Genomic DNA, 23,035 nt, shown 5'->3' with positions numbered 1-23,035 from the left:
GGGGGAGTCGGTCCATGTCCAGGAATCGCTGCATAGCGGCGCTGCTGTTTTTCTTCTTCGCAGCCCTTTCGGTCGTCGGCGCAGCAAAGGCGCAGCAGGTCACCGGAGTCCTTGGCTCGCCGAGCGCCACCACCACCCTTGGCGGGAAGCAGCTGCCGCCCCCTGATCCGAAATTCGGCGGAGTGATCAAGGAAAAGGCCTCGGAGTCGACCCCCTGGTGGCCGCCGCGCGTCGTGCCGCCGAAAGCTGCGCCGAACGTGTTGCTGATCATGAGCGACGACGACGGCTTCGGCGCACCGTCGACCTTCGGCGGCGTCATCCCGACGCCGGCGCTGGACCGCATCGCAACGAGTGGTCTGCGCTATACGAACTTCCACTCCACCTCGCTGTGCTCGCCGACGCGGGCGGCGCTGATCACCGGCCGCAATCATCACTCGGTGGGCTTCGGGGTGGTTGGCGAAATCGCCACCGGCTACCCTGGCTACGACTCGATCATCCCGATCGAGAAGGGCACCATCGGCACCATCCTGAAAGACAACGGCTACGCCACCTCGTGGTTCGGCAAGGACCACAACACGCCCTTCTTCGCCAACAGCCAGGCCGGACCGTTCGAGCAGTGGCCGAACGGCATGGGCTTCGAGTATTTCTACGGCTTTGTGGGTGGAGACACCAGCCAGTGGCAACCAAACCTGTTTCGCAATACCACGCCGATCTATCCTTTTCAGGGCAATCCGGGCTGGAACCTGACCACGGCGATGGCCGACGAGGCCATCCAGTACATGAAGCAGCTCAAGGAGCTGGCGCCCGAGAAGCCGTTCTTCGTCTACTACGTGCCGGGCGGCACGCACGCCCCGCACCACCCGACGAAGGAATGGATCGACAAGATCAGCGCCATGCATCTGTTCGATGACGGCTGGGAAAAGCTGCGCGAGACGATCTTCGCCAACCAGAAGCGGCTGGGCATCATGCCCGAGAACGCGCAACTGACGCCCTGGCCGGACGGACAGGAGATCTACGGCGGCGCCAAGCTGCCGCGGTGGGACTCGCTGAGCTTCGAGGAGAAGAAACTGTTCATCAAGCAGGCCGACGTCTATGGCGCCTATCAGGCCTACACCGATCATCAGATCGGCCGCGTCATCCAGGCGGTCGAGGACCTGGGCGAGCTCGACAACACGCTGATCATCTACATCAGCGGCGACAACGGCGCCAGCGCCGAAGGCATGGTCAACGGCACGCCGAACGAGTTCACCACCTTCAACGGCATCGAGGTACCGATCAAGGACCAGTTCCTGTGGTACGAGTTCTGGGGCTCCGAGCGGACTTTTCCGCACTACTCGGCGGCCTGGGCGTGGGCGCTTGGCACGCCGTTCAAGTGGATGAAAGAGGTACCGTCGCATTTCGGCGGCACGGCCCAGGGCGTGGCCATGTCCTGGCCCGGCCATATCGGCGATCCGGGCGGCATCCGTCGCCAGTTCCACCACGTCATCGACATCGTTCCGACGATCCTCGAGGCGACCGGCATTCCGGCACCCGAGACGATCAAGGGCATCAAGCAGTTGCCGATTGAAGGCACGAGCATGGCCTACACCTGGAACCAGGCCAATGCCGGCGTGCCCACCCGGCACACAACGCAGTACTTCGAGATGCTCGGCAATCGCGCCATCTATCATGATGGCTGGGTTGCGGCCACCACCCCGGCGACGCGCCCCTGGGAGCTGAGCAGCGCGAAACCGCCGGATGTGATCACCGGCTACCGCTGGGAGCTGTACAACGTCATCGAGGATCCGACGCAGAACAACGACCTGGCGGCGACGATGCCCGATAAGCTCAAGCAGATGCAGGGCATCTTCTACGTCGAGGCGGCGAAGTACAACGTGCTGCCGCTCGACAACACGACGCTGACGCGCTGGAATACGCCGCGGCCGAGCCTGAAGGCAGGGCGCACTGAGTTCAGCTATGCGGGCGGCCTGACCGGCGTGCCGGCCAGCACTGCGCCGAGCATCATTGACAAGTCCTACACCATCACCGCCGAAGTCACCATTCCCGAGGGCGGCGCGGAAGGCATGATCGTCACCCAGGGCGGCCGCTTCGGCGGCTATGGCCTGTTCCTGAGCAAGGGTGACTTCGGCGTCGGCCGGGGCAAGGTGGTATTCCTCTACAACCTGCTCGATCTCAAGCGCACGACCTGGGAAGGACCCGAGCTGGCTGCCGGCAAGCACACCATCGTCTTCGACTTCAAGTCGGATGGTCCGGGCCTGGCCAAGGGCGGCACGGGTGTTCTCTCGGTGGACGGCAAGGAAGTGGCCAGGAATTCCATGGAACACACCGTCCCGATCACCTTCCCGGAGGACGAAACCTTCGACGTCGGCGAGGACACGCGCACGCCGCTGGCCCTCATCGAGTATCGCTACGACACGCCGTTCAAGTTCACCGGCACGATCGACAAGCTGACCGTCAAGCTCGAACCTTTCCCGCCGGAAGAGAGCGCAAAGCCCAGCGCGGCTGCTCAAGCCGCGCCTGCCGCGGTCGCGCCGGCGGCGGCAGCAGCGGCCGCACCGGCCAGCGATGCGCAGAAGCGCTAAGGATCGGCGCTTACGCAAAACGAGTCGCGTGAGCGAGCTGCGCAGCCAGGGCCAGGCCGGGCCATGAGATCGGCCCTGGTTTTCGCCGCGGCGGGAGAAATCGCCACCGGCCTGGCCTTGCTGATCCTCCCATCGCTCGTTGGGCGCCTGTTATTGGGCGAGGAGCTGACGGGCATCGCCATACCCGTCGCCCGCGTCGCCGGCATTGCCCTGATCGCCCTTGGGCTCGCCTGCTGGCCCGGCCCGCCGCGGCTCGGCATGTTGGTCTACGGCGCAGCGGTCACGCTGTACCTCGCCTATCTTGGCTTCACCGGCATTTCGACGGGCATCCTGCTGTGGCCCGCGGTCGTCCTGCACGCCCTTCTGACCGCGCTGCTGATTCGGGAGCAGGCACTGGACAAGGTGAACGCCAGATAGGGACAACATCGGGCGAAAACGAGCCTGGCCTGTTTTTGTTTCGGTTTCCTTTTTCCGACCAGCGGCCAGCCGCGGGTAGCCCGCAGCACAGCCCGCACCAGTCCGCGGGATTTCAGGCAAGGCGCATCGATTGTGTTACGTATTGGCATAGACCTTGGCGGCAGCAAGATCGAGCTCATCGCGCTCGACGACGCCGGCCGCGTCTTGCTGCGGCGGCGCTGTCCGACGCCGCAGGGCGATTACCGGGGCACGCTCAGGACGGTCAGCGGGCTGATCGAAGCTGCGGAAAGCGAGCTTGGCGAGTCCGGCAGCGTCGGCATCGGCGTGCCTGGCGCGGAATCGACCGTTGATGGCCGCATAAAAAACGCCAACTCGACCTGCCTGATCGGCGAAGCGCTGCGCGAAGACCTGCAGGTGCTCTTACGGCGTGAAATACGCCTGGCCAACGACGCCAACTGCTTTGCTCTTTCGGAAGCCATCGACGGCGCCGGCGAAGGCGCGGAAGTCGTTTTCGGGGTGATTCTCGGCACCGGCGTCGGCGGCGGCATCGTCGTCAATCAAGGCGTGCTGAACGGAGCCAACAGCATTGCCGGCGAATGGGGGCATAACCCCTTACCGAGACCGCAAGAAGAGAGCCTGCCGCCACCGTGTTGCTACTGCGGGCGCTTCGGCTGCGTCGAAACCTGGTTGTCGGGGCCGGCGCTTTGTGCCGACCACCTGCGACATGGTGGCGAAGCGCTCGCTGCCGAGCAGATCTGCGCCGCTGCCGCAACCGGTGACCTGAACTGCGAACAGACCCTGGCGCGCTACGAGCGCCGCCTGGCCAAGGCGCTGGCGCAGGTGGTCAACATCCTCGATCCACAGGTCATCGTGCTCGGCGGCGGCCTTTCGAATATCCAGCGTCTATATGACGCCGTGCCGCGCCTGTGGGCCAGGCACGTCTTTTCCGATGTCATTCGCACGCGGCTGTTGCGTAACGTGCATGGCGACTCTTCCGGCGTTCGCGGCGCCGCCTGGCTATGGAACGAGAGATGACGGAAATCGTGCTGTTCAGCGGCGGCTTGACGAGGATCGAGGAACACGGACAGTCGACCGGGATCTACAAGAAACCGGTCATTGGCCCGGTGGAGCTGAGCCTTGCAGGTCTGGCCGGAGACATCCAGGCCGACCGGCGGGTCCACGGCGGGCCAGAGAAAGCCCTGCATCAGTACGCCGTGGACAGCTATCGGCGTCTGGCCGAGCAGTTACCGGCGATTGCCGCGCAACTGCTCGTCGGCAGTATCGGCGAGAACATTTCGGCCGCCGCGGTCGACGAAAGGACGGTCTTCATCGGCGACATCTTCAGCCTCGGGCGCGCCCGGGTTCAGGTCAGCCAGCCGCGCAGCCCGTGCTGGAAGATCGACCATCGCTACGCTCACGATGGCGTCGCACGGCTGATCGCCGAGACCGGTCTGACTGGCTGGTACTACCGTGTGCTCGAAGGAGCGACGATCAGCAGCGGCGACCGGCTCGAATTGATCGAGCGTCTGCCGGGCGCAGTTTCTCTTGCCGAGCTATGGCAAATCTGGCGCGAACACCGACCCGATCCGGCGATCCTGGAACGTTTGTCAGCAGCGCCCGGCTTGACGCCCAGCTGGCAGAAGAAGCTGCAAGACCGCCTGAACTGGCTACGCGCCAACAGTGGCACGCCGGAAGTCGCACGGACGCTGTTCCATCCCCGCCAAGGCTGAAGCGAGTCACAGAGAGAAGCATTGCCGCAGCTTCCCGGCTGTTCTGGCCGGGCCAGTGCTCAGCGATACAGGGGTAGTGCGGCCACCCGCGCCTCGATGTCGGCGCTCACTTGCCGATAGGCAGGGCTATCCTGGCCACCGTAGCGGCGCTCGAACTGGGCTGCCGACAGATACTCGGGGAGCCCGCCCAGCGGCGGTGCCAGATCGCTGTCGCGCAGAGACCCGCGCAGGGCGGCGTTGACGCGCGCTGGGTCGTCCAGCAGCAATTCCCCGAAGCGGGTCCCGGCGCGATCGGCGGCCAGGTCGGCAAACGAGAATCCGCTGCCGCGGCGAGAGTCGTCGATTTCCTTGTACACGCCTATGGCGTTGGCCGCCGGTTCGCCGGCCCAGACCGCCAGAGCGGCCGAAATGGCGAAATGCTGCGCGCTGTCGTAGCGCCCCAGCAACTCGAGCTTCAGGCGCCGTGGACGCGGCCAGTCGCTGGCTTGTGGAAAAAGAGCGTCGAGGCTTTTTCCCGACTCATAGGCGGCCAGGACGAGCAGCGCCGCGCGTCGTTTCTGCAGCGTTTCTTCACCCTCAGGACCGGCCAGCAAGGGAGGCAGAACCTCGCTCAGGGGCACGCGGGCGTTGACCGGGTAGTTCATGAGCAGGCTGGCCAGCGCGCGCTGCGCGGCCTCGACACGCTGGTTATCGCCCGGAGTAAAGGCGAGGGCGCGGGCACGATCGAGCAGGCCCGGCTCCCAGACGTAGGTAAAAGCGACCGCGCTGCGCGCTGGCACGAAGTCGAGGCGACGAAAAGCTTTCCGCAACAGCTGCCACTGCTCGCCAAGACCGGCAATCTCGATCACCGAAACGCTCAGCCACTCGAACAGGCGCGGTGGTATCGACAGCGATCCCAGCGACGCGGATGCCAGCTGCGCTTGCCCACGCCCACCTCCGGCGTGAAAAACGGCGCGCAGATTCAGATAGCGAGCGCCGCTTAGACCGGGAAGCTGGACGGGAACGCAAAAGCGGAACTCACCCGTCTCGTCGACCAGGGCAAATGCGCCGCGTCCGTGCAGGCTGCGGGTGGCCAGATGGTTGAAGGCCTCGTCGATCAGCGCCACCGGAATCTGCGCCGTTCGTTGTTCGCCACGGTGCAGTCGGCGCGGGTCGTTGCTGAGCAAAAGCCCACGAGCTTCGGCGACCGACGCGGGAGAAATGCTTGCGCTGCGGCTGACCAGCGGCGCCGTCTCGAGGCCGGCCAGAAAAAGGACTGCGGCGGCGAGCAGCGGCAGGAGCAGGAAGATGCGTATCACCGGCGCGGCGCACGGATCGTCGGGCGGCCAGCACAAGGCCCCTGCGCCGGCAACACCCCGGCAGCAAGCTGCCGCGGCGCAGCGCTACGGCCCGGCTGGCTGTTCATGGCGCGGCCGGCGTGGCCGAGGTCGCTGGCGTCAGCTTGCTGTCGGGGCTACCCAGCCGCAAGGCGAAACCCGCCTTGCGCAGCAGGCGCGCTTCGTTTTGCAGGTCGGCGCGGGTCAGCGGATGCTCTTCAAGCCAGGCAGGCGGGAAGCGCAGCTCAAGCTGTCCCCGGTCGACGCGTAGCCCAATGGCCGGCAAGGGCACGCTGCTGCGGCTACGGTGCAGCACCACCGCCAGGCGCAGGAGGACGCACAGGCGCGGCGCCATGCGCGCCCAGTCGCTCGGCAAATGCGCGAAGGCCTTGCTCGGGAAAGAGCGGCGGTGGCGCCTGACCAGCGCCGACAACAGCAGTTGATCGTCGCGCGAATAGCCGGGCAAATCGGCATGTTCAAGCACGTAAGCGCCGTGTTTGTGGTGCTGGTCGTGGGTCAGCAGGAGACCCGTTTCATGCAGGCGAGCGGCGCGTTCGAGCACCGGCGCCGCCGCTTCGTCGGCGAGCCGCCATTTGCTGCTGACCTGCCGCAGCAGAGCCTGTGCGGTCGCACAGACGCGGCCCGCCTGGCCTTCGTCCAGGTTGAAGCGGCTGATGACTTCGGCGATGGTTCGGTCGCGCACGTCCTCGTGGCGGATACGGCCCAGCAGGTCATAGATCAGGCCTTCGCGCAGGGCACCTTCGGAGACCTCGAGTTCCTCGATGGCGAGCGCCTCGCAGAGCCCGTGCAGGACAACGAAGCCGCCGACAAAGACCCGCGCCCGCGCCGGGTCGAGTTGCCAGCGGCCGGCAATCGCCGCCGTGTCGCGCATTTCAAGCAGCTCGGCACGCAGCCGGCGCAAGGCTTCGCAAGTGATTCCCTCGCGGCTCCAGCCTTCGCTGATGAGCACGTCCTGGATCGCCTTGATCGAGCCCGACGCGCCGGTGACCACGCCCCAGCCACGCGCCAGATATTCCTGGCGCACCGGCTCCAGGGTCAGTTGCACCAGAAGTTCGGCCTCGCGCAGGCGGCTCGCGGTCAAGCGCCCATCGCCAAAGCAGGCACGGCTCAAGCTGACGCAACCCATCTTCAAGCTGGCCAGGTGCAGGGGATCGAATTTTTCTCCGATGATCAGCTCGGTGCTGCCGCCGCCAATATCGATCACCAGGCGCTGCCCGGAGACATCGCCGACACTGTGCGCCACGCCCAGGTAGATCAGGCGTGCTTCTTCCTGGCCGCGGACGATCTCCACTTTGTGGCCGAGAACCTGTTCTGCGCGCGCCACGAACTCGGCACTGTTGCGTGCCTGGCGCAGGGTATTGGTACCGACAATGCGCAACTGCTCGGGCGGAATGTCACGCAGCCGTTGGCCAAAGCGTGCGAGGCATTCGAGGGCGCGTTTTTGCGATTCCTGCGACAGGCGGTTGCGCGCATCGAGACCGCCCGCCAACTGGACCATCTCGCGCAAACGGTCATGAACCTGCACCTGCCCATTGACCAGGCGGGCGACGATCATATGGAAGCTGTTAGACCCGAGGTCAATCGCCGCTACGAATTCGGAAGGCATGTCAGGACTCCTTGCCGCTACTGGGAAAAAAAGCGCCGACGGGGTAGTCCGCTGCGCGCTGTGTCTGCTTTCCGCTGGCAGCCCGTCACGCCCAGCACCTTGTTCGTCGTTTTCATCGCATTCATCATATTCATCATATTCATCATGTTCGACGGGGGCGGGCACACGGCAGCGCTTGGCGCCGGGAAACGGGCTCCGGCTGACTTTGACTGCCCCGCCAGCTGGCGGCAGGCGCAGTGGATGACAGCGCGCAACTCATTCCCCGGCAAACGGAAAGATAGCCGATGTGCTCGCTGACCGGCGTGACATGAATCACGCCACAGGACCGCTAACCGGCATGCAGGCAGAGTATCCCTGCCACTGTGGTCGTCGTCAATCAATCACCGCGGCGGTCATCACTGCGCCGCGCCGCTTGCAGCGAGTGCAACCCCCCTCTCCCCACAAGGGTGGAGGGGAGCAGGGCCTTGGCCAGCCATTTCATCTCCGCAAGAGCGGCGCGTGACAAATCCCGGCAAGCCATAGCCCATCCCCCGCATCAGAACTCCAGCGGATCGACTTCCAGGTGCCAGCGCAGCCGTGATGGCGCTTTGATTGCTTCCAGCTGCGGCAGCCAGTCGGCAAGAAAGCGCTGCAGCACTCGCCGTGCGGGCGACTCGACGAGCAACTGGCCACGTTCGAAACTGGCGCGGCGGGCCAGGCGCATCGGCACCGGGTCGTAGAAGGTCACCGAATGTTCGCTGCCCACGGCCGGGCAAGTACGCGCACTTTTCAGAAAACCGAGGGCGTCGGCCATCAGCGGCGCTTCGGCACGCAGCATGGCCTGGTGCGCATAGGGAGGGAAGCCGGCCTGTTGCCGCTCGCTGAGCTGTTCGGCGGCGAAGGCGGGAAAATCATGGTGGACGAGCGCGGCGTAGAGCGGATGCTCGGGGAACTGCGTCTGAATCAGAAACTCACCTGGACGTTCGGCGCGACCGGCGCGGCCGGCGACCTGCATCAACTGCGCGAAGAGACGCTCGGGCGCGCGCCAGTCGGCGGCAAACAAGGCGGCATCGGGAGCAATGGCGCCGACCAGGGTGAGCTTGGGGAAATCGTGCCCTTTGGCGAGCATCTGGGTGCCGACCAGAATGTCGGCGTCGCCGCTGTAAATCCTCGCCACCAGCACTTCCCACTGCTTGCGGCTGCGCGCCACATCACGATCGACGCGCAGCACGCGAGCCTCGGGAAAGTGCTCGGCGAGCACCGCTTCCAGGCGTTGCGTGCCGCGCCCGAAGGCGCTCAGGTCCTGGTTGCCACAGGTCGGGCAGCCTGTCGGCAAGCGCGTTTCGAAGCCGCAGTGATGGCAGCGCAGGCGGCGGTCGACCAGATGCAGCACCAGATTGGCGGCGCAGCGATGGCAGTGCGAGGTCCAGCCGCAAGCGGCACAGGCCAGCACCGGTGCGTAGCCCCGGCGATTGAGGAAGAGCAGGCTTTGCTCGCCGCGCGCCAGGCGCTCCTCGACGGCGCGTAACAAGACACGACTAAGCCCGTCCCGGGGCTTGTCGAGGCGGGTGTCGATACGCTGCACGCTCGGCAGTCGAGCACCTTCAACCGCCCGCTCACTCAGCCGCAGCAGGTGATAGCGACCGCGACCAGCCTCGGCGGTGGCGTTGGCCCAGCTTTCGAGCGAAGGCGTCGCCGAACCGAGGATGATTTTTATGGCGCGCTGGCGGGCACGGAAGACAGCCAGGTCGCGCGCCGAATAGCGGATGCCGTCCTGCTGTTTGAAGGAGGGGTCGTGCTCCTCGTCGACGATGATCAAGCCAAGCTCGGGCAGCGGAGTGAAGATCGCCAGGCGGGTGCCGAGCACGATGCGCGCTTCGCCGGTCAAGGCGGCGCACCAGTTGCGGCTACGCGCGGCCTCGCCGAGCTCGCTGTGCAGACTGACCAGCCCGGCGGCGGGAAAACGCGCTGCGACGCGAGCTTCAAGCTGTGGGGTCAGATTGATTTCCGGGACCAGCAGCAGCGACTGCTGTCCATCGGCCAGGGCCCGCTCAATGAGCCGGAGATAGATTTCGGTCTTGCCACTGCCGGTCACGCCGTGCAAAAGGTAGGCGTGGAAGCCGGCGCCAAGCTCGGCGATGGAGTCTAGCGCCGCCTGCTGCTCGCCAGTCAGTTCTGGCGCCGCCACGGCCGCGCCTGGCGAAGCCTGCCGCGGCGCTCTGGGCTTGACGGGCTTGAGGGCGCGCAAGCCGGCCGGCAAGGTCGACAGCATCACCTGGCCGAGCGCTACGTGATAGTAGGCAGCACAGAACTCGCTAAGGCGAAACCAGTCTGCGGGCAAAGGCGGCAAGTCGCGAAAGACCTCGCCAAGGACTTTGAGTTGCTCCAGCGGAAGATCGCTTGCCGCCGGCAGCTCGACCAGAATGCCGATTTTTTCGTTGCGACCGAAGGGCACACGTACGCGGTAGCCGATATCGCCCGCCGACAGCGACTCGCCATCGGCGACGCGGTAGTCGAAGAGGCGGCGCAGCGGAACATCAAGGGCGACGCGGGCAATCTGCGGCAAGGACATCAGGTCGGAGAGCCATTGACAGTCGGGAGGAGAAAACGATCGCTAGTTAGCAGCGGAAGCTCGCGCCACTTCTCGTAGTACGGCATAAGATCTTCTGTTATTTAAGGTTTCTAGCTCATTCACAGTTTCTGTGGATAACTCTGTGGATGAGGGCGCTGAGAAACCCCGCAAGAGCCCGTCCTGACAGGGTTTCAGAGCCGTTGCCGGAAAAACAGGCTACTAAAAAACGTTTTATAAATCAGCAACTTATAACTACAAGTCTGATTTACAAGGAAGTTTCCACCGTGCCAGAAACTCGGAAGTCTGTTCTGTGAACAAGTCAAGCACTAATCGCAGACTCAACACGCTTTTTGGCGCAGAATCCGACTGTGCTGGTGCACCGCATCAAGCAGCGCTTTGACATTGTCCGGCGGCGTGAACTGCGAGATGCCGTGGCCAAGGTTGAAAACGTGCCCGGTGTCCCCCGGGCCGTAGGCGTCGAGCACTTTCCTGGCCTCGCTGGCAATCGTTTCGGGTGCGGCAAAGAGTACCGCCGGGTCGATATTGCCCTGCAAGGAAACCTTGTCACCGACGCGTCGGCGGGCTTCGCCGATGTCGATCGTCCAGTCCAGGCCGACCGCGTCACAGCCGATCTCGGCGATCGCTTCCAGCCACAGGCCACCACCTTTTGTAAACACGATCGATGGCACGCGCTCGCCGTCCTTGTTCTTGATCAATTGGGCAACGATTCGCTGCATGTACGCAAGGGAGAACTCGCGATACGCTGCGGGCGACAGGGAGCCGCCCCAGGAATCAAAGATCATCACCGCCTGGGCACCGGATTCAATCTGCGCGTTGAGGTAGGCAACCACGGCGTCGGCAGTGACGGAAAGAATGCGATGCAAGAGGTCCGGTCGGTCGTAGAGCATGCCCTTGACGCGGCGGTAATCGGTGCTCGAGGCGCCTTCGACCATGTAGCAGGCGAGGGTGTAAGGACTCCCGGAAAAGCCGATCAGCGGCACCGAGTTGTTCAGTGCGCGCCGGATTTCCACCACCGCATCCATCACATAACGCAGGTGATCCCAGGGATCGGGGGCGCTGAGGTCGCGAATCGCCCATTCTTCGCGCAGGGGACGTTCGAAGCGCGGCCCTTCGCCGTCGGTGAAATACAGTCCGAGGCCCATCGCGTCGGGGATGGTCAGGATGTCCGAGAAGAGAATCGCGGCGTCGAGATCGAAGCGCGCCAGGGGCTGCAGAGTCACCTCGCAAGCCAGGCCAGGGTTGGTACACAACTGCATGAAGCTGCCCGCGCGGGCACGCGTTTCACGATACTCGGGCAGGTAGCGACCAGCCTGACGCATCAACCAGACCGGCGTGTGCGTGGTCGGCTCCTTGAGCAGCGCGCGCAGAAAAGTATCGTTGGATGGGCGGGTCACGGCAAACTCCGGCGGCGAGCGAAAGGTGCTCGGAAAGCGCGATTATCCCCTTTCCACGCTACTTCCGCCAGAAAGCCGGTGTCATCACGACCAGCAGGGTGAAAATCTCGAGGCGGCCGAGGAGCATGGCGAAGGTGCACACCCAGATCTGAAAGTCGCTCAGTCCGGCGTAATTGCTGGCCGGCCCGACCTGGCCCAATCCCGGCCCGGTGTTGTTGATGCTGGCGACGACTGCCGAAAAGGCGGTGATGATCTCCAACCCGGACAAGGAAAGAAGCAGGGTCATGCCGGCGATGCAGACCATGTACACAAAGCCGAAAGCGAGCACGGCGAAGAGAATGTTGGATTGCACGATGTCACCGCCGACTTTTACCGGATGAACGGCGCTGGGGTGCATGGCACGGGTCAGTTCGCGATACACCTGCTTGTAGAGTACCAGCGCGCGAATCATCTTGATGCCGCCACCGGTCGAGCCGGCGCTGGTCGCAAAACTGCACAGAAACAACATCCACAGCGGCGCGAAGAACGGCCACAGCGCATAATCGGTGCTCGCGAAGCCGGTCGTCGTGGCAATGGAGACAACGTTGAAGGCGGCATCGCGCAGGGCTTCGTGGAAACTTGCATAGACATCGTGGAAGACGAGAAAGGCGGCGATGCCAACGACACTGCCGAGAGTCACCAGCAAAAACCAGCCGGCTTCCGGGTCGGAGACGTAGGGACGCAGCGAACGCCCGGAGAGAACAACGAAGTGGGTCGCGAAGTTCATCCCGGCGAAGAGCATGAAAACGATAGCCACCACTTCGATGGTCGGTGAGGCGAAATAGGCAAAGCTCGCGTCGTGACTCGAAAAACCGCCGAGTCCCATGGTGGCGAACATGTGCATGAGCGCATCCAGCCCACTCATTCCTGCCCAATAATAGGCCAGTGCGCAGCAGATGGAGGCCAGCGAATAGACGGTCCACAGGCCCTTCGCCGTTTCGGCGATGCGTGGCGTCATCTTGGTGTCCTTCATCGGCCCCGGCGTCTCGGCCTTGAACATCTGTCGGCCGCCGATCCCCAGCAAGGGCAGAATGGCCACCGCGAGAACGATCAGGCCCATGCCGCCAAGCCAGACCATCTGCGTTCGCCAGACGTTGATCGACACCGGTAGCTGGTCGAGGCCGGTGAGAACGGTCGCGCCAGTGGTCGTCAGCCCGGACACGGCTTCGAAATAGGCGTCGGTAAAACTGAGCTTAAGTTCGAGGACCAGCGGCAAGGCCGCGTAGATCGGCAGCAGGGTCCACACCAGCGCAACCATCAGAAAACCGTCACGAATCGTCAGATCGCGGGTTTCCTTGCGGGTGACGTACCACAGGCCGGCGCCAGTAGCGACGGTAAGCACAAACGCTTCGTCAAAGGACGCCAAAGCACCGTCGTCGAGAAACCACGAAACTGACAAGGGAAAGAGCATGGTCAACCCGAACATCAGGATCACCAGCGAGAGCACCCGGACCACGGGGTAGAAGCGTTTCATGCCTGCAGATCAAAAGAAGTGGAAGCCAACCGCGAATAGTTTCTCAACCTGCTTGACGACCTTCTTGTCGATGCAGAAGATGATCACGTGGTCACCAGTCTCGATGACGACGTCCTTGTGGGCGATGAGCACCTGCCCGGTCTGCTTCTTCGCTCCCAGGCGGAAGAAGTTGAAGTCTTCAGTTTCGCCGAGGTCGCGCACGATGGCGGCGATGAAGGCGCCGTGAATGACCGGCAATTCGCCGACGCGGCGGCCGACAGCACGTGAATTTTTCTTGTCGCCATGGGCGACGATCTCGAGTGCTTCGGCAGCGCCGCGACGCAGGCTGTGTACCTGCACCACGTCACCATGGCGAACGTAGGTCAGCAAGGTGCCGATCGACACCTGTGCCGGCGAAATGGCGATGTCGATGGGCCCGCCCTGTACCAGTTCAGCGTAGGCGCGCCGGTTGATCAAGGCCACCACGCGCTTACAACCCATGCGCTTGGCCAGCGACGCGCCCATGATGTTGTCTTCGTCGTCGTTGCTCAGGGCAAGGAAGAGTTCCATCTCTTCAATGCCCTCCTGTTGCAGCAACTCCTCGTCGGTGGCGTCACCATTGAGCACCAGCACCGATTTCAGCGAGTTGGCAACGAACTCGGCCCGGCGGCGATCGACCTCGATCAGTTTGACCTCGCACTTGCCCTCCAGAGCCTGTGCAACACGGTGGCCAATGTTGCCGCCGCCGGCAATCATCACGCGCCGCACCGGCTCCATCGAGCGGCGCAGTTCGCGCATCACGATGCGGATGTGTTCGTCGGCAGCGAGAACGAAGACCTCGTCGCCGTCGGCGATGATCGTCTCGCCGGTCGGCGTGATTGCTCCGCCATGGCGATAAATGGCAGCGATGCGCCCGTCGATCTCGGGTGGCAGGTGGTTGCGCATCTCGGAAATCGGGCTACCGACCAGCAAACCACCGGCGTAAGCGCGCAGGCCGACCAGTGCCAGGCGTCCGCGAGCAAAACTGAGTACTTGCAGCGCTTCAGGAAAGTCGATCAGTCGCGCGATGTACTCGGTGATCACCTGTTCCGGGCACAAGGCGTAATCGACGGCGAAATTTTCGGGCAAGAGCAGTGTTTCGCTGTCCAGGAAATCACGCGCGCGCAACCTGGCAATGCGGGCGGGGACGTTGAAGACGCTGTGCGCCACCTTGCAGGCGACGAGATTGGTTTCGTCACTCTGCGTTACGGCGATCAGCAGGTCGGCATCTTCGAGGCCTGCATTGGCCAGTACGGAGGGGTAGGAGGCATTACCGATCACGGTCCGCAGGTCGAGGCGATCCTGCAGGAACGCCAGGCGCTCGTGATCGCTGTCGACAACGGTGATATCGTTATTCTCGGAGACGAGACTTTCCGCAACGCTGGCACCGACCTGGCCGGCGCCCAGAATGACGATCCTCATTTACTTTTCCCTCCCTCAGCAGCATGCGGCGAGAGTTTACTCGCGCTCGTCGCCGCGCCGGCCGATATTGAGACCAAGCTGCCTCAACTTTCGATACAGGTGGGTGCGTTCGAGGCCCGTTTTCTCGGCCAAACGCGTCATATTACCGCGTTCGCCAGCCAGATGATATTCGAAATACATTCGCTCGAAGGCTTCTCTGGCTTCACGCAGCGGTTGATCGAGAAAGAGCGCCGGCAGCGGCGAGGTCGCGCTGCCAGACTCGCTCCGCAAGAGGCGTTCGACGTCGTCAGCGGCGATTTCTTCGTCAAGCGCCGAGAGCGCGAGATTCTTTACAGCGGCCAGCAGTTCCGCCCATTCGCCCTGCCAATGATGCAGCCGCAGGGCATTACGCGCACCGCTCGAAAACACGCGCAGGGGCACTTCACCGCGCTCGGCAAGATGGGCGAGCAGCAAGGAGGCAATCTCGGGAACGTCGTCGGCGTGCCCGGAAATCTGCGGCAGCGCGACCCAGACTTCGCCGAGCCGATTGACCAGCAGAGGATCCCAGCCCGCGTCGACCAAAGCCGGCAGCAAGCGACTGGAAGCGGCGACCATTTGCAGATTGTGTCGCTCGAGACGTTCGAGCGCGAAAACAAGATTCATCTGCTGCAGCTTGCCGAGCTGCGCCAGGTCGGCGATGAAGACCAGGCCGCCGCTGGCGTTGTGCAGCATCTCCTGGGTCAGGGGCGTACTCGCCGTCGACAGATCCAGCCACGGCGTGCGGTGCGTCTGCAGGGTACGCGCGCAAATTTCCGCGATGCTGCCCGAGGCACTTTTCAGCAGCAGCACCGAGGTCTTGGCTGCGGCCTGTTCGAGACGTCTCTTGAGGTCCTTGAGCAGTGGCGAGCGTGCAAAGGCGTCGAGCGTCAGCGGCTTCTTCTGCAACACCGTTTCGTGCTTGAGCGCTTTCTTTACCGTGGCCAGCAGCTTCTGCAGAGCGATCGGCTTCTCGAGGAAGTCGGAGGCGCCGATGCGCGTGGCTTCGACCGCCGAATCGATCGTTCCATGTCCGGACATCATCACCACCGGCATGGTCAGCAGGCCGCTCGCCGCCCACTCCTTGAGCAGCGATATACCATCCGTATCGGGCATCCAGATGTCCAGGAGGACTAGATCGGGGCGCATATCGGCGCGTACCTTGCGCGCCGCGGCGGCATTTTCGGCGAGCGTGATCGAATGTCCTTCGTCGGCAAGAATTTCGGAAAGCAGCTCGCGAATGCCCATTTCGTCATCGACGATCAGTATTTGCGCCATGTCAGGCCTCGGAGGAAAGTTTGTGCGAGCGATGTCCGCTAGTCGGCAGCGCTGCCAGCGGCAGGGTAATGCTGACCATTGCGCCGACCGCCTGGCGGTTGTTGACCTTGATGCGGCCCTGGTGTTCGTCGACGATCTTCTTGACGATCGCCAGACCGAGGCCGGTGCCACGCGCCTTGGTGGTCACGTAGGGCTCCAGGACACGCGCCATGACTTCAGGCGGGAAGCCCGGCCCGCGGTCGCTGACCACCATCTCGGCCATGTTATCTAGGGGCAGGGTGCTGATCGTGATACGCGGCGAATCGACCATTTCCTGCGCATCCTCGGCGTTGCGCAAGAGATTGTGGATGACTTGCCGCAGCTGCGTGGCGTCACCCCAGACGGGCGGCAAGTCGCCCGCGAGCTTGAGCTTGATCGCCGCTCGCGAAGTCTCGTAGAGGCCAAGCACTTCGCGAATCAGCGCGTTGAGGTCCAGGGCGGCGAGCTCGGGAGCCGGCAGGCGCGCGTAGTCGCTGAAATCATTGACCATCCGCTTCATCGCCTCGACCTGTCTGATGATGGTTTGTGTCGAGCGAGCGAGCATGTCGGCGTCGGTGCCGAAGAGCCGGTCAGCCAGCTTCATCTGCAAGCGCTCGGCCGAGAGCTGGATCGGCGTCAGCGGATTCTTGATTTCGTGTGCCAATCGGCGTGCGACTTCGCCCCAGGCGGCACTGCGCTGAGCGGCAATCAGCCGCGTCACGTCGTCGAACACCACCACGTAGCCACCCAAGGATTCACCCGGCAATTTGGTGCCGCGCAGCAGCAGGATCTGCTGCGGCAAGCTGCCCAGCGCAGCGAGCTCGATCTGTTCCTGCCATTCGCTGCTGTCGTGTTCGGCAAAGGCATCGAGAATGGCCTCGCCGAGCGCCTGCTGGCGCGGCCAATCGGCTGCCGCGACGCCGAGCAGCACACTGAAGTCATCGGCCAGAATGGTCAGCGCACCTTCGTTGACGGTGCGCAAGACGAAGCGTGCATCGAAAACCAGCACCCCGGCGGAGAGGTTGGCGAGAATCGATTCCAGATAAGCGCGCGCCGCTTCCAGCTCGGCGCGTTGGCGCTCGTTATCACGACGAGCGTCGTTGAGTTGGCTGGTCATCTGCTTGAAGGAGCGCGTCAGCACGCCCAGCTCGTCGCCGCTGTAGACCTCCTGGCGAGGCGTGTAATCGCCAGCAGTGACCGCCTGCGTCCCCTCGGCGAGAATTGACAGCGGCGCCGACAAGCGACGGGCAAGCACGAAAGCCAGCGCGATCGCCGTGAACAACGCCAGGAGCACGGTCAGTGTCAGCGTCATGGCGTAGATCCGCGTCAGTCCCTCGCGACCCAGCGACAGCTCTTGATAGTCCGCATAGACGGTCTGTACGCTATCGGCGTTAAGCGCCAGGGCGGCCGGCACCGGGTCGCTCAACTGCAGGATGCGCGTCTCGCCGCCGAGGCCCGGCGGCGTCACGGCGACAAGAACCCGCAAGGACAGGTCTTTTTCGCCGTGGCTTTCGAGAAGCGCCAAGCGGCGCTCGCTAAGTACTCTGCGTAACTCGTCGCCTGCCGGCTTTTTCGGCAGCAGCGTCGCCAGTTCACCGGTGGCTGTCGCCAGCAATTCGCCGTTGGTCGCAAACAGCGCCGCCGATTGCAAGCCGTACTGCTCGCGCAAGCGATTGAGCTCTAGGCGACGCTGCGTTTCGGAACGTTCGCTGAGCTCCATGGCCATCGTCTGCGCCTTGGCTGCTAGATCTTCAAGCAGGGAATCGAGTGCGCTACGGCCAAGGTTCAGCCCTGCCTCCAGCGCCTTCTCGACGCGGACGTCGAACCAGGTTTCGATGCTCTTGGTGACGAACTGTACCGACACGGCGTAGATCAAGACGCCCGGCAGCACGGCCATCAGGCCGAACATCAACATCAGGCGCAGCTTCAGGCGGGAACCGAAGACCTTGGCCTGATGCTCCGCCCACAGCGAGCGCAACTGCCAGCTGATCAGCGCCAGAAGCGACAAGGCAACGATGACGTTCAATGCCAGCAGCCACGCGTAGTTGCTGGCAAAGAGCGCGGTATTGGCGCTCGCCGAGGCCAACAAGAAAAGCAGGATGGCGCCAAACGATGCGGCGGCGACGATCAGAATCTTCATTTGCCATCACCACTCGATGGCGCCGCCGGCAGGTGCGCGGGTGGCGCCACCGGCACGACCTGCGTGCCCGTTCCCCCCGGCTGCACGGCGTCGCCCGGCGTAAAGGTCCACCGAGCCCAGTCCGACGAGAGGTTCCAGTCCCGGTTGGCCAAGGCGTTGACCTGCAAGGTCTTCGGCATCTGGCTCAGGTCGAGGCGCATGCGCACCGCGGCAAGATAGGTTTGATCCGCTTCCACGACGCTGGCGTCGAAGACTAGCCAGTTGCGCAGGCGCGACAAGATGCGCAAGGCCTCTTCGAGCGAGGCAAAGCTCTGATGCAATGTGCCGCTGGACAAACGATACTGGCGGGTCAGGGCATGATAGGAAAGCTGTAGCGACTGGCTGCGGCTGGCAAGTTGTTCGTCGAGCCAGTACCAGCGCGAGCGGCTGAGCTCGAAATCGATGACGAAGTACAGCCCGACGCCCCTGGCAACGGCATCTTCGAGGCGCGCATTCAGACTGACGCTGAAGTCGGCAGACAGGACATAACCTTCATCAGCGAGCGCGAGCAAGGGATTGCGGGCGCTGATGTCTGTTGCCTGCACGCCGGCTGAGGCGAACAGCAGCCACAGCAAGAAAAAAGCCGCGCTAAGCCGCTTTCTGCAACAAGGCATAAAAGAACCCGTCATGTTCAGGCTGCGGCAGGAGTTCTTCTTCGGCCAGGCGCCGAGCCTCGGGCTGGCGAAAGACGAAGGCATCGATCTGCGCACGGTTCTCTTCCGGAAAAACGGAACAGGTGGCATAGAGCAGCCTGCCGCCCGGTCTTAATAGCGGCCAGAGGCGGTCCAGAATTTCCGCCTGAACGCGAACAAAGCCTCTGATGTCACTCTCCCGGCGCAAGTACTTGATATCCGGATGGCGACGAACGACGCCGGACGCGGAGCAGGGCACGTCGGCCAGAATCGCATCGAACAACTGGCCATCCCACCATCGCTCGGGAGCTCGGCAGTCAGCAGGCTTGACCGTCGCCGTCAGACCCAGTCGGCGCAGGTTGTCCTCGACGCGACGCGTACGACTGGCATCGATATCGATGGCCAGCAGATCGAGGTCGGCCGCTTCAAGCAGGTGCGCGGTCTTGCCGCCAGGCGCCGCGCAGGCGTCGAGCACGCGCTGGCCCGCAGTCGACGCCAGCAGCTCGGCAGCACGCTGGGCGCCAGCGTCCTGAATCGATACCAGTCCGTCGGCAAAGCCCGGCAAGCCATCGACCGGCATGGGTTTGTCGAGGAGCAAGGCCTGACCGCCAAGCGGGCGCGCGGACAAGCCCGCCGCCTGCAGGCGGGCAAGGTAGTCAGCGACAGTGATCCGGCGCTGATTGACGCGCAGAGTCATCGGCGGCTGCGCGTTGCCGGCAGCGACGATTGCCGGCCAGCGATCCGGATAAGCACGACGCAGGCGGGCCAACCACCAGCGCGGGTGCTGCTGCGTCGCTTCGTCGTCGTCGGCCATGGCCGCATGCAAGGCATGACTCTGCCGCTGGTAGTTGCGCAGTACGCCATTCACCAAGCCCTTGAAGGCCCCGCCCGCGAGCTCGGCAGCCGCCGCGACGGCCTGGTCGACGACCATGTACGCCGAATCAGGGCGGGTCTGCAAACGGTATAGGGCGCCCAGCAGCAGCGCTTCAATTTCGGGATGCGGCAAGGCGCGCGTCAGCAAGCGCCCGAGGAGAAACTCGCCACAAGCGTAGCGACGCAGGCTGCCGTAGGCGACGTCCTGAGCAGCAGCGCGCGCTTCCGAATGTTCGCTGCTGAGCGTGCTCAGTACCTGCGTCAGGCTTTGCCCGCCGCGAACCGCAGCGATTACCCGCGCCGCCAGCAAGAGGCTAAGTGCCAGCGAATCGGCCGCCAACGCCGAAGCGGCCGACGCGCTAGCGCGCCCGACCGCCGCCTGCTGCTCTTTGGCGGGCTTGCGTATGCGCACCGTACGCGCGGACGGCGATGGGGAGGGAGGTGAAGTGGACACGACGACGGATGCTTTTCTTTAGGGTGTGTGCCGAGTTTAGCACGATGCCTGGCGATGGCGGCCTGGTCGCCGGGGGGCGATAATAGCCACATGCCCTCGCCCTCGCCGTCGCCCTCCTTAAAACCCTACATCTGGCTTTCCATCGCCGCAGCACTGGTGACAATTGCTCTCAAAGCACTTGCCTGGCTGCTCACCGGCTCGGTCGGTCTGCTCTCCGATGCGCTCGAATCGCTGGTCAATCTGGCCGGCGCCTGCATGGCGCTGGCCATGCTCTCGATTGCCGAACGACCGGAGGACGCGGGGCATGGCTTTGGACACGGCAAGGCCGAGTACTTCTCGAGCGGCTTCGAAGGTCTGCTGATCCTTTTCGCCGCTATCGCCATGGCCATGGCTGCCGGCGAACGCCTGCTCAACCCACAGCCATTAGAGGCCGTTGGCGCCGGCCTCGCGGTGTCGGCAGTCGCCGCGCTGATCAATCTACTCGTCGGACGGGTCCTGCTGCTCACCGGGCGACGACAGCGCTCGATCACCCTGGAAGCGGATGCCCATCATCTGCTGACCGATGTGTGGACCTCGCTCGGGGTCATTATTGGCGTCGGCGCCGTCGCGCTGACCGGCTGGCTATGGCTGGACCCGATCCTGGCCCTGCTGGTCGCCAGCAACATCGTCTGGACCGGCTGGCGGCTGCTGCGCCGCTCAGCCAATGGGCTGATGGATGCTAGCCTGCCGCCCGAACAACAGGCTCAGATTCTCGAGGTCCTCAAGAGTTATCGCCGCCAGGGGATCGACTTCCATGCCTTGCGCAGCCGCGAGGCGGGTGCCCGCAGCTTCATTTCGCTACATGTTCTCGTCCCGGGCGCGTGGACCGTAATGCGAGCGCATCAACTCGTCGAAGAGCTCGAAAGCGAGCTGCGCCGGGAACTGCCGCACGCCAGCGTGTTCATCCACATCGAGCCGCTCGAAGACCCGGCCTCGCATCAGGACCTCGGCCTTGACCGCTAGGCCAGGTGCCGCGTCTGCGCGACGAGGCTTGCTGCTTCGGCCAGGGTTTGTGGCCACAGCCCTACTCCTGCTGCTACTGCTTGTCCCGTCACCGGCGTCCGCCTGGAACGCCGCTGGCCATCGCATCACCGCCTTGATCGCCTGGGAAAAACTAGATCAGCGCAGCAAATCTGCGCTGTCTGCCTTGCTGCGCAAGCACCCCGACTTCGAACGCTGGCAGGAACGCTCCAAAGACCCTGATGCGGACCGCGCAGCGTTTCTCGAAGCCTCGACCTGGCCGGACGACATTCGCCGCGACCGGCGCTTCTACACCGCCGGACGTGCGCAGCCAACGCCAACGCTGAAAGGCTTTCCGGACATGGAACGTCGACTCGGCTGGCACTATGTCGATCGCCCTTTGCATCCCAAGCGCAGGTCGTCGCGCTCATCGCCAGGAACGCTGGACCGCCAATTGACTGCGCTAGCGACGGTCCTGTGCGACGCGAGACGCAGCGACACTGAGCGCGCTTATGCGCTGCCCTGGCTGATCCATCTGGTCGGCGACGCGCATCAGCCACTGCACGCGGCCAGCCGCAATCGCCCGAACGGCAAAGATGATAGCGGTGGCAACGCGCAGCGGATTATCAACCCTTTCCAGCCGAAGCATCAGTTCACAAACCTGCACAACTATTGGGACGATCTCCCGGGCAAGCCATGGCTACGCGACAAGCGCCTGGAGAGCACCGTCAAGGCACTGACAAGTCTCTACCCAGAAGCGGCGCCAGCGGGAGAACCCGCGCAATGGCTCGAGGAAAGCTGGCAGCTCGCACAGCGGGCAGCCTACCCACCGGGCAACGACGCCGTACTCACGATCAGTGCCCAGTTCCACGCCAGCGCGCTGGAGATTGCCGGCCGCCGCCTTGTCGAAGCCGGCTATCGCCTGGCTGAGCAACTGCGGCGCCTGTTTGGAAAAGCAGGAGCACGGCAGTGTTCCACGTGAAACATTGCCGCCGAACCAGCCCCGCACTAGTCCATGGAATCAGCCGCAGAGCCGCTCAAGTGCGCGCCAAGGCGCGCAGACGCGCGACGCGTTCCTCGGTCGCCGGATGCGTGCTGAACAGGCCCTTGATACCACCGCCCGAGAGGGGATTGATGATCATCATCTGTGCCGTTTCAGGATGCGCGTCGGCTGGCGCCAGGTGAATGCCGCGCGCGTAAGCATCGATTTTGGTCAGTGCATCGGCCAAGGCATTCGCGTCGCCGGAAATCTCCGCACCACCACGATCAGCCTCGAACTCGCGTGCCCGCGAAATGGCCATCTGAATCAGGGAGGCGGCCAACGGCGCAAGCAGGGCGACCAGGATGCCCGCCACAGGATTTGAGCGGCCCTCCGAATCACGCCCACCAAAGAACATCGCGAAGTTGGCGAGTGCGGAGATTGCTCCGGCCATGGTCGCCGAGATCGTCGAAATGAGAATGTCGCGGTGCCGGACATGCGCCAGTTCGTGCGCCATCACGCCCCGGATTTCGCGTGCCGACAACAACTGCAGAATCCCGGTTGTCGCCGCAACCGCAGCATTGTCCGGATTGCGACCGGTGGCAAAGGCATTCGGCTGCGCTTCATCGATCAGATACACCTTCGGCATTGGTAACTCGGCCCGTTGCGCGAGCTCGCGAACCATGCCGTAGAACTGCGGCGCCGACGCCTCGTCAACCTCGCGCGCCTGATACATCTTGAGCACCATCTTGTCCGAGTACCAGTAGGCGAAGACATTCATCGCGCCGCCAAAAAGCAGCGCCAGCAACATCCCCGTCTGGCCACCGACCATCGCCCCAATGGCGCCAAACAGCGCCACAATGGCAGCCATCAGAAGCGAAGTTTTTACCCAATTACCGAACATTGCAGAAACCTCCGAGAAAACAGCAGTGCACCAAGCAGTTGGTAGGGCAACTCAGGTGGTGCCGAGCAGCGCAAATTTCAAGCACGCCACACCGCGCACGCGCGCGGGCTGTC

At 63.8% G+C, this 23,035-nt stretch carries 17 protein-coding genes; 6 read left to right on the top strand and 11 right to left on the bottom strand.

Features of this window, described 5'->3' with window-relative positions:
* The first annotated feature begins 14 nt into the window (after positions 1-14).
* The 4 genes from E4Q23_RS01775 to E4Q23_RS01760 all read left to right on the top strand — a co-directional run bounded on the left by E4Q23_RS01775 (position 15) and on the right by E4Q23_RS01760 (position 4,729).
* A complete protein-coding gene (locus tag E4Q23_RS01775) occupies positions 15-2,582 on the top strand; it encodes an arylsulfatase (protein ID WP_169065040.1) in 2,568 nt (855 codons plus the stop codon).
* A 63-nt stretch (positions 2,583-2,645) separates the two neighbouring features.
* Positions 2,646-2,999 carry a hypothetical protein gene (locus E4Q23_RS01770; RefSeq protein WP_169065039.1) on the top strand — a complete coding sequence of 118 codons (354 nt, stop codon included), beginning with the start codon at positions 2,646-2,648 and terminating at the stop codon, positions 2,997-2,999.
* 132 nt (positions 3,000-3,131) lie between these two features.
* Positions 3,132-4,034 carry an ROK family protein gene (locus E4Q23_RS01765; protein ID WP_423753292.1) on the top strand — a complete coding sequence of 301 codons (903 nt, stop codon included), beginning with the start codon at positions 3,132-3,134 and terminating at the stop codon, positions 4,032-4,034.
* The gene (locus E4Q23_RS01760) at positions 4,031-4,729 is read left to right on the top strand and encodes an MOSC domain-containing protein (RefSeq protein WP_169065038.1); all 699 of its coding nucleotides are present in this window, start codon (positions 4,031-4,033) and stop codon (positions 4,727-4,729) included. Before E4Q23_RS01765 ends, E4Q23_RS01760 begins: the two co-directional genes overlap by 4 nt.
* 59 nt (positions 4,730-4,788) lie before the next feature.
* On the opposite strand, the gene E4Q23_RS01755 is transcribed toward E4Q23_RS01760, so the two are convergent.
* From E4Q23_RS01755 to rsmB, 10 genes are all read right to left on the bottom strand, one after another.
* Positions 4,789-6,063: a hypothetical protein gene (locus E4Q23_RS01755; RefSeq protein WP_169065037.1), complete on the bottom strand. Its 1,275-nt coding sequence runs from the start codon at positions 6,061-6,063 to the stop codon at positions 4,789-4,791.
* Between the two features lie 67 nt (positions 6,064-6,130).
* Complete coding sequence (locus tag E4Q23_RS01750; protein ID WP_169065036.1) at positions 6,131-7,672, bottom strand: exopolyphosphatase; 1,542 nt, start codon at positions 7,670-7,672, stop codon at positions 6,131-6,133.
* 535 nt (positions 7,673-8,207) lie between these two features.
* On the bottom strand, positions 8,208-10,223 hold the full coding sequence (locus E4Q23_RS01745; protein ID WP_169065035.1) for a primosomal protein N': 2,016 nt from the start codon (positions 10,221-10,223) through the stop codon (positions 8,208-8,210).
* Between the two features lie 338 nt (positions 10,224-10,561).
* A complete protein-coding gene (hemE, locus tag E4Q23_RS01740; RefSeq protein ID WP_169065034.1) occupies positions 10,562-11,638 on the bottom strand; it encodes a uroporphyrinogen decarboxylase in 1,077 nt (358 codons plus the stop codon).
* A gap of 58 nt (positions 11,639-11,696) precedes the next feature.
* Positions 11,697-13,151, bottom strand: a complete 1,455-nt coding sequence (locus tag E4Q23_RS01735; protein ID WP_169065033.1) for a TrkH family potassium uptake protein — start codon at positions 13,149-13,151, stop codon at positions 11,697-11,699.
* A gap of 9 nt (positions 13,152-13,160) precedes the next feature.
* Positions 13,161-14,591, bottom strand: coding sequence for a Trk system potassium transporter TrkA (gene trkA, locus E4Q23_RS01730; RefSeq protein ID WP_169065032.1), 1,431 nt, complete (start codon positions 14,589-14,591; stop codon positions 13,161-13,163).
* Between the two features lie 36 nt (positions 14,592-14,627).
* Positions 14,628-15,884: a sigma-54-dependent transcriptional regulator gene (locus tag E4Q23_RS01725; protein WP_169065031.1), complete on the bottom strand. Its 1,257-nt coding sequence runs from the start codon at positions 15,882-15,884 to the stop codon at positions 14,628-14,630.
* Between the two features lies 1 nt (position 15,885).
* A complete protein-coding gene (locus E4Q23_RS01720; protein ID WP_169065030.1) occupies positions 15,886-18,042 on the bottom strand; it encodes a sensor histidine kinase in 2,157 nt (718 codons plus the stop codon).
* On the bottom strand, positions 18,039-18,656 hold the full coding sequence (locus E4Q23_RS01715) for a DUF4390 domain-containing protein (RefSeq protein ID WP_248595186.1): 618 nt from the start codon (positions 18,654-18,656) through the stop codon (positions 18,039-18,041). Before E4Q23_RS01715 ends, E4Q23_RS01720 begins: the two co-directional genes overlap by 4 nt.
* A gap of 13 nt (positions 18,657-18,669) precedes the next feature.
* Complete coding sequence (gene rsmB, locus E4Q23_RS01710) at positions 18,670-20,040, bottom strand: 16S rRNA (cytosine(967)-C(5))-methyltransferase RsmB (RefSeq protein WP_423753291.1); 1,371 nt, start codon at positions 20,038-20,040, stop codon at positions 18,670-18,672.
* Positions 20,041-20,130: 90 nt separating this feature from the next.
* Between rsmB and E4Q23_RS01705 the strand changes: the two genes are divergently transcribed.
* Positions 20,131-21,042, top strand: coding sequence for a cation diffusion facilitator family transporter (locus E4Q23_RS01705; RefSeq protein WP_211203586.1), 912 nt, complete (start codon positions 20,131-20,133; stop codon positions 21,040-21,042).
* A gap of 49 nt (positions 21,043-21,091) precedes the next feature.
* Positions 21,092-22,021, top strand: a complete 930-nt coding sequence (locus E4Q23_RS01700; protein ID WP_169065027.1) for a S1/P1 nuclease — start codon at positions 21,092-21,094, stop codon at positions 22,019-22,021.
* A gap of 55 nt (positions 22,022-22,076) precedes the next feature.
* Here E4Q23_RS01700 and htpX read toward each other — a convergent pair whose 3' ends face one another.
* Entirely contained in the window at positions 22,077-22,922 is an 846-nt protein-coding gene (htpX, locus tag E4Q23_RS01695) for a zinc metalloprotease HtpX (RefSeq protein WP_169065026.1), read from the bottom strand.
* Positions 22,923-23,035 lie beyond the last annotated feature (113 nt).

Origin of the sequence: Candidatus Accumulibacter phosphatis, from assembly GCF_012939955.1 — a bacterium.
Taxonomy (GTDB): Bacteria; Pseudomonadota; Gammaproteobacteria; order Burkholderiales; family Rhodocyclaceae; genus Accumulibacter; species Accumulibacter delftensis.
Note: the sequence above shows the minus strand (reverse complement) of the source record. Positions and strands in the feature narration are given on the sequence as shown.